Here is a 6,931-nt window from a genome sequence, read left to right as displayed (position 1 = left end):
CCCCGGACCCCGCATCCGAACTTCGTTCGGATCTGCTCAAACGCCGCAGGGGCTCAGTTGGTCAGCCACTCCCTCAGCGCCTTCTCGCCCTCCAAGATCTTGGACGTGTCCACGCGCTCATCCACCTTGTGGGCGTAGATCGGGTTGCCCGGGCCGAAGTTCACGGCCGGTACGCCCAGGGCGCTGAAGCGGGCCACGTCCGTCCAGCCGAACTTGGGGCGCGGCTCGCCGCCGACGGCTTCGGCGAAGGCCGCTGCCACCGGGTGGGTGAGTCCGGGGCGTGCGCCGCCCGAGTGGTCGTCGACCACGAACTCGTCGACGTCGCAGTCCGCGAAGAAGTCCCGTACGAAGGCGAGGGCGTCGTCCATGCTGCGGTCGGGTGCGTAGCGGAAGTTGACCACCAGGGTGGCCTCGTCGGGGATCACGTTGCCCGCGACGCCGCCTTCCACGCGTACGGCATTGAGGCCCTCGTGGAACCGCAGCCCGTCCACCACCGGCGTGCGCGGCTCGTACGCGGCCAGGGCGGCCAGGGCCTTCGAGGCGCGGTGGATGGCATTGCTGCCCATCCAGGCGCGCGCCGAGTGCGCCCGCTCCCCCTTGAACTTGAGGAAGACCCGCAGCGTGCCCTGGCAGCCGCCCTCGACCAGGCCCTCGGTGCCTTCGAGCAGGATCGCGAAGTCGCCCGCGAGCCAGTCGGGGTGAGCCTCGGAGACCTTGCCCAGACCGTTGAGGTGGGCGGCGACCTCTTCGTTGTCGTAGAAGACGAAGGTCAGGTCGCGGTTGGGCGCGGGCACGGTCCGCGCGATGCGCAGCTGGACCGCGACACCGGCCTTCATGTCGCTGGTGCCGCAGCCCCACAGGGTGCCGTCCTCATCGAGGCGGCTCGGCACGTTGTCCGCGATCGGGACCGTGTCGATATGGCCGGCCAGGATGACGCGCTCCCCGTGGCCGAGCTGCGTACGGGCCACGATGTTGTTGCCGAAGCGGTCGACCGTGAGGTGCGGCAGCGCGCGCAGCGCCGTCTCGATCGCGTCGGCGAGCGGCTTCTCCGAGCCGCTGGGCGAGGCGAAGTCGACGAGCTGAGCGGTGAGCTGAGCGGCGTCGAGGTCCAGGTCGAGGGCGGTCGGCTGGGCGTAAGAGGTGTGCTGGTCGGCCATAGTGGCGAGCCTAACGTCCGGCTCGGACAGGGACTGTGCCCGTCTGCCCGTTGGACTCCAGTACGGTGGTCCGCGTGCCTGGTCCCTCCCCCGCCGTCGCAGGCCGCGGCCGTTTCCTCCGGTTCGGCGCGGCCCTTGTCGTGCTGCTCGGACTCGCCGGGTATCTGGTGGTCCAGTACGAGGGCGGCGGCAGGCCCGCACCGCGCTGCACGGTGATCGGCGCGGGCGGCGCCTCGTACGAGATGACGTACGAGCAGGCCGAGAACGCGGCGACGATCTCCGCCGTCGGCACCTCGCGCAAGATGCCCGAACGGGCCGTGACCATCGCGCTCGCGACCGCCCTTCAGGAGTCCGGGCTGCGCAACATCGACCACGGCGACCGCGACTCGGTCGGCCTCTTCCAGCAGCGGCCCTCGCAGGGCTGGGGCACGATCGCGCAGATCATGGACCCGGTGTACTCGGCCGGGAAGTTCTACGACGGCCTCAAGGATGTGCCCGGCTACTCGCGGCTTCCGCTCACGGTCGCCGCGCAGAAGGTGCAGCGCAGCGGTTTCCCGCAGGCGTACGCCAAGCACGAGCCGGATGCCGCGCTGCTCTCCGCCGCGCTCACCGGACGGGCCGCGGGCTCGCTGAAGTGCGAGGGTCCGGCGGCCGCGCAGGCCGGTGACCCGGCGCAGGTGCGCGAGGCGCTCGAGCGGGACTTCGGGCGCGGGGTGCTGCCCCGTACGGAGGCGGCCGGCGCGGAGGTCACGGACGACGCGAAGGCCGCCGAACGGCAGCGCACGGTGCACGTGCCGGTGACGGGCGGCGACGGTCGGCGCGGCTGGGAGCTCGCGCAGTGGGCGGTGGCGCAGGCCTCGGCGCTGCGGCTCGAGCGGGTCGTGTACGACGGGCGCGAGTGGGTCGCCGGCGAGGACGACGGGCAGTGGCGCGAGGCCGGGTCCGGGTCCGGGTCCGATGAGGGCTCCGGCGCGGCCGAGGTCCTGATCGTCACCGCCGCCTGATCGTCACCGCCGCCTGATCCCCTGCCGGCACCGTTCACCGCCCCTGAACGTCAGCGGGCAGCCGTGCGGGCGTTCACTCGCAGGGGTTAGCCCGGCGGCGTACGCACGACCCTTGGGACCAGTTTTTCTACGCACAGTCCCCTAGTCCTCAAATCCCTTGAAAACAAAGGGAAGTGGCGCGTCGAGCGGCCCCGGCGAAGGGCCGATTTTGCCCGGATTTCGCCGCAGACGATGATGCGACGCATTACCAACTCTTTACGTTGCCGGACCGCAACCTTCCCGCGCTTCGAGCGGTAGTCACGGCGTCCGTACGCCAGATGCGGCAGTCCGAAAGCCGGATGCGGCAGGACGCACAACGTTCTACTTTCCCCGTCCAAAAGGAGCATCATGTCCCTCCCCCTGACCCGTCGGATCGCCCGTGCCGCGCTGCTCACCGCAGCGGGAGCGGCCTCCGCGGTCGGTGCGGCCGGCTCCGCGAGCGCCGTCGACCTCCCGGCCGCACCCGACCTCGGCGGGCTGACCGCCCTGGACGGCGCCGGCCTCGGCGACACCATCGACAACGCGGCGCAGAACGTCTCGGGTCTCGCGGGCGATGCCGGTTCCAAGGCCGTCAAGAAGGCCGTGCCGACCGCGGGCAAGACCGTCGGCAAGGCCGGCAAGACCGCCACGCCCGCCGTGCAGAAGGCCGCCGGTGAGGTCGCGGGCAGCGCCGGCGAGGTGCTCGGCGAGAGCACCAAGGCCGCGACCGAGGACGGTCTGCCGATCGTGGGCGCGGGTCTGCCCACCGACTCGCTCACCAAGGGCGGTCTGCCGACCGACGCCGTGACCAAGGGCGGTCTGCCCACCGACGCGCTGACCAAGGGCGGCCTCCCCACGGACGGCCTGACCAAGGGCGGTCTGCCGGTCGCCGGTGGCGGTCTGCCCACCGACGGTCTGATGGGCGGCCTGCCGCTCGGCGGCTGACCCGTCCGCGTCCCCACGCGAAAGGGGCCTGGGATCAACTCCCGGGCCCCTTCGGCGTGTTCAGGAAGGACTTCGGCGTGTTCAGGGACAGGCGCGTCCGGAAACAGGCTCGCTCCGGCGATCAGCCCTTACGCAGCCGCTCCACCGCCGCCGCGACCCGCTCGTCCGTGGCCGTGAACGCCACGCGGACGAAACTCTCCCCCGCCGTGCCGTAGAAGTCGCCGGGCGCGACCAGGATGCCGAGCCGGGCGAGATGGCCGACGGTGTCCCAGCAGTTCTCGTCGCGGGTGGCCCACAGATAGAGGCTGGCCTCGCTGTGCTCGATACGGAAGCCGTGCGCGCTCAGCGCGTCCCGCAGCGCCTCGCGGCGGGCCGCGTACCGGGCGCGCTGCTCGGTCACGTGCGCGTCGTCGCCGAGCGCGACGGCGGCCGCGGCCTGGACGGGAGCGGCGGTCATCATGCCGCCGTGCTTGCGGATCTGCAGCAGGTTCTGGAGGTGGCTCTCGTCGCCCGCGAGGAACGCGAAGCGGTAGCCGGCCAGGTTGGAGCGCTTGGAGAGCGAGTGCACCGCGATCAGGCCCTCGTACGAGCCGCCGCAGACCTCCGGGTGCAGCACGCTGACCGGCTCCGCCTCCCAGCCGAGCTCCAGGTAGCACTCGTCGGAGACGACGAGGATGCCGTGCTCACGGGCCCAGGCCACGATCCGGATCAGCTCGTCCTTGGCGAGGACGCGGCCGGTCGGGTTGGAGGGCGAGTTGAGCCACAGGAGCTTGATGCCCGTGGGGTCCAGCTCCGTAGGGTCGTCGTACGCGACGTACTCCGCACGGGCCAGGCGTGCGCCCACCTCGTACGTCGGGTACGCGAGCCGCGGGTACGCGACCACGTCTTTAGATGTCGCAGTACCGGGGCCGAGCCCCAGCTGGGTCGGCAGCCAGGCCACCAGTTCCTTGGAGCCCACGGTCGGCAGGACGTTGCGATGGGTGAACCCGCGGGCCCCCAGGCGCCGTTCGCACCAGCCGACGAGCGCGTCCCGCAGCTCGGCCGTGCCCCACACCGTCGGATAGCCCGGCGAGTCCGCCGCGGCCACGAGGGCTTTCTGGATCAGCTCGGGCACCGGGTCCACCGGAGTGCCGACCGAGAGGTCGACGATGCCGTCCGCGTGAGCGGCGGCGGTGGCCTTGTACGGCTCGAGCTTGTCCCAGGGGAACACGGGCAGACGGTCGGAGACGGCACTCACGGGGTGCTCACTTTCTCGTGCATACGACTGTATTTCCCGGGGGACAACCCCCGGACCCCCGGCCGGGAAAACGCCTCGGTCCCGTACGGCAGTTCGCGCCGTACGGGACCGTGGAGCGTTGCCTGCCGTCTACTGGTTCTGCGGCGGCAGCGCGGCGATGAAGGGGTGGTCCCGGTCGATCAGACCCAGCTTGCTCGCACCGCCAGGGGAGCCGAGCTCGTCGAAGTACTCGACGTTCGCCTTGTAGTAGTCCTTCCACTCCTCAGGAGTGTCGTCCTCGTAGAAGATCGCCTCGACCGGGCAGACCGGCTCACAGGCACCACAGTCGACGCATTCGTCCGGGTGGATGTACAAGGACCTGGCGCCCTCGTAGATGCAGTCGACCGGGCACTCTTCGATGCACGCCTTGTCCTTGACGTCGACACAAGGCTGCGCGATGACGTAAGTCACGCTGTCGTTCCTCCTCGATAGGGCGCTGGCGGGCCTCCTGGGCCTCCGCCACCTGGCGCGCGGGAGCGCGGCGTCGTCGATGCCCGCACCTAGTATCTCCGTTCCGGGGCATGATCCGAACAGGAGGGGCGGACTGAGCTGTGGAAATCATCGGTGGCGGTCTTCTCGAAATCCGCATCAACCGCTCTGACGTGGGCAAACGGGTCTCGGTACGGTCCTTGACGGACGCTGGAGCCCCTGGTGGGAAGTTCACCGACACGGTCGGTGTTCTCACATCCTGGAACGATGATGTGCTGCTCATCACACGGCGTGACGGTACGCCCGTCCGCATTCCGGAATCCCGCCTGGTCGCGGGCAAGGTCGTGCCCGCCGCCCCGGCCCGGCGGCGGGGACCCGCGGCTTCGTTCGAGGAACTGGCGCGGGTGGCGGCGCGCAGCTGGCAGCCGGTCGAGAGCGAACGGCTCGGTGACTGGGAGCTGCGGGCCGCGGACGGCTTCACGCGCCGGGCCAATTCGGTGCTCGCGCTCGGCGACCCCGGCATGCCGCTCGATCGGGCACTCGCGTTCGTACGGGAGTGGTACGCGGAGCGCGGGCTGCCCGCGTTCGTGCAGACGTCCACCGGGGCCGAGGGCACCCATGAACTGCTGTGCGCGGAGCTGGAGTCGAGGGGCTGGGCGGCCGAGACGCACGCACAGGTGCGGATCGGTGGGCTCGCGCCGGTCGGGGACATCGATGCCGATGTGGACCGGGTGCGGCTCTCGCGGACCTGCGACGAGGCGTGGCTGAGCCGGTATCAAAGAGGTGCCGGGCGAAGCCCGTCGGTGAGGGGTGGTGGTCGGGCGACGGGTGGGCGGTTCGGCGAGGGGTCGCCCGCCGTGCTCAAGGTGCTGCACAACGGGCCCTCCGTGTGGTTCGCGTCCGTGCCCACCGACGGCGGGGCGCCCGCCGCGATCGGGCGGTGTGTGGTCGACGGGCGGTGGGCCGGGTTCATGGCGGTCGAGGTCGATCCCGCGTACCGGCGGCAGGGTCTCGCGACCTCGGTGATGACGGCGCTCGCGCGCAAGGCGCTCGACGAGGGCGCCTCGGCGGCCTGGCTACAGGTCGAGGCGGACAACGCGGGGGCGCAGGCGATGTACGACGCCATGGGCTTCGCGGTCCATCACCACTACCACTACCACCGGGCCACGGACCCGTCCTGAGCCATGACCGAGTCGCAGTGGCGTGACCAGTTCGCCGAGGAGGCCCGGGCCGAGCGCCCGGACCTCGCGCTGCTCTGCCTGCTGATCGGGGCGGAGGCGCAGGGGGCGCGGGACGGTGCGGGCATCGACGCGGCGCAGATCGAGCTGGACCGGCTCGCGGGTCTGGTGCCGTACCGGCCGGGCGGGCCGCTCGCGTGGGCGCGTGCGGTGGGCGAACTCCTCGGTGAGCGCTGCGGGTTCCGCGGTGCGCCGGCCGACTACCAGCGCCTGGAGTCCTCGCTCCTGCACGAAGTGCTGCGGCGCCGGCGGGGGTTGCCGATCCTGCTCTCGGTGCTGTGGATGGAGGTCGCGCGCCGGGCCGGCGCGCCCGTGTACGGCGTCGCCCTGCCGGGCCACTTCGTCGTCGGGTTCGGCGAACCGGGCGCCGAGCCGCTGCTCGCCGACCCGTTCGACGGCGGCCGGGTCCTGACCGGGACGGACGCCTCGCTGTTGGTGGCGGGGGCGACGGGGGCGCCGCTCGACCCCGCGATGCTCCGGCCCGCGTCCACGCTGGACATCGTGCTGCGCATCCTCAACAACATCCGGGCGTGGGCTGCGGCGCGGCCGGAGCAGTCGGGGGTGGCCCTGTGGGCCGTGGAGCTCTCCCTGCTCCTGCCGTCCCATCCGGCGCGGCTGCGCTACGAGCGGGCCCAACTCCTCGTCCAGCGCGCCGATTTCGTACGGGGAGCGGCGGAGCTCGACGCGTACGCGGATGTCGTGGACGCGGTGGACCGGGGGGCGGCGGAGCAGGTGCGGCGGGAGGCTCAGCGGGCGCGGGCGCGGCTCAACTAGAGGGCGGTGTGGGTTCGTTGCCGGGTTCGTTGCCGGGTTCGTTGCCGAGTGCGGGCCGGGTGCGCCTGCGGCGGGCTTCTCTCCCCGCCC

The 6,931-nt window shown here is 71.7% G+C and carries 7 protein-coding genes; 4 read left to right on the top strand and 3 right to left on the bottom strand.

Translation table 11 applies throughout. The annotated features are described in order from the left end of the window. Positions 1-53 precede the first annotated feature (53 nt). A complete protein-coding gene (gene dapE / locus G6045_RS38175) occupies positions 54-1,157 on the bottom strand; it encodes a succinyl-diaminopimelate desuccinylase (protein ID WP_165336838.1) in 1,104 nt (367 codons plus the stop codon). A 74-nt stretch (positions 1,158-1,231) separates the two neighbouring features. Between dapE and G6045_RS38170 the strand changes: the two genes are divergently transcribed. Then, on the top strand, positions 1,232-2,161 hold the full coding sequence (locus tag G6045_RS38170; protein WP_165336837.1) for a heavy metal transporter: 930 nt from the start codon (positions 1,232-1,234) through the stop codon (positions 2,159-2,161). A 387-nt stretch (positions 2,162-2,548) separates the two neighbouring features. Continuing rightward, positions 2,549-3,124: an ATP-binding protein gene (locus G6045_RS38165; RefSeq protein ID WP_165336836.1), complete on the top strand. Its 576-nt coding sequence runs from the start codon at positions 2,549-2,551 to the stop codon at positions 3,122-3,124. 121 nt (positions 3,125-3,245) lie between these two features. Here G6045_RS38165 and G6045_RS38160 read toward each other — a convergent pair whose 3' ends face one another. Both G6045_RS38160 and fdxA read right to left on the bottom strand, forming a co-directional pair. Beyond that, a complete protein-coding gene (locus G6045_RS38160) occupies positions 3,246-4,361 on the bottom strand; it encodes a bifunctional succinyldiaminopimelate transaminase/glutamate-prephenate aminotransferase (protein WP_165336835.1) in 1,116 nt (371 codons plus the stop codon). A 129-nt stretch (positions 4,362-4,490) separates the two neighbouring features. Next, positions 4,491-4,811, bottom strand: coding sequence for a ferredoxin (gene fdxA, locus G6045_RS38155; protein WP_165336834.1), 321 nt, complete (start codon positions 4,809-4,811; stop codon positions 4,491-4,493). A gap of 140 nt (positions 4,812-4,951) precedes the next feature. On the opposite strand from fdxA, the gene G6045_RS38150 reads away from it, so the two are divergent. Continuing rightward, positions 4,952-6,010 (top strand): GNAT family N-acetyltransferase, encoded by a 1,059-nt coding sequence (locus G6045_RS38150; RefSeq protein WP_165336833.1) that lies wholly within the window; start codon positions 4,952-4,954, stop codon positions 6,008-6,010. Positions 6,011-6,013: 3 nt separating this feature from the next. Then, positions 6,014-6,841 (top strand): transglutaminase-like domain-containing protein, encoded by an 828-nt coding sequence (locus G6045_RS38145; protein ID WP_165336832.1) that lies wholly within the window; start codon positions 6,014-6,016, stop codon positions 6,839-6,841. Positions 6,842-6,931 lie beyond the last annotated feature (90 nt).

Origin of the sequence: Streptomyces mesophilus, from assembly GCF_011044995.1 — a bacterium.
GTDB classification, from domain to species: Bacteria; Actinomycetota; Actinomycetes; order Streptomycetales; family Streptomycetaceae; genus Streptomyces; species Streptomyces mesophilus.
This window is presented reverse-complemented; position numbering and strand designations above follow the sequence as displayed.

What these genes read in the sequence shown, in the direction of transcription:
- dapE (WP_165336838.1), bottom strand. Translation starts at nt 1,157, where the DNA reads ATGGCCGACCAGCACACCTCTTACGCCCAGCCGACCGCCCTCGACCTG.
- G6045_RS38165 (WP_165336836.1), top strand. Translation starts at nt 2,549, where the DNA reads ATGTCCCTCCCCCTGACCCGTCGGATCGCCCGTGCCGCGCTGCTCACC.
- G6045_RS38145 (WP_165336832.1), top strand. Translation starts at nt 6,014, where the DNA reads ATGACCGAGTCGCAGTGGCGTGACCAGTTCGCCGAGGAGGCCCGGGCC.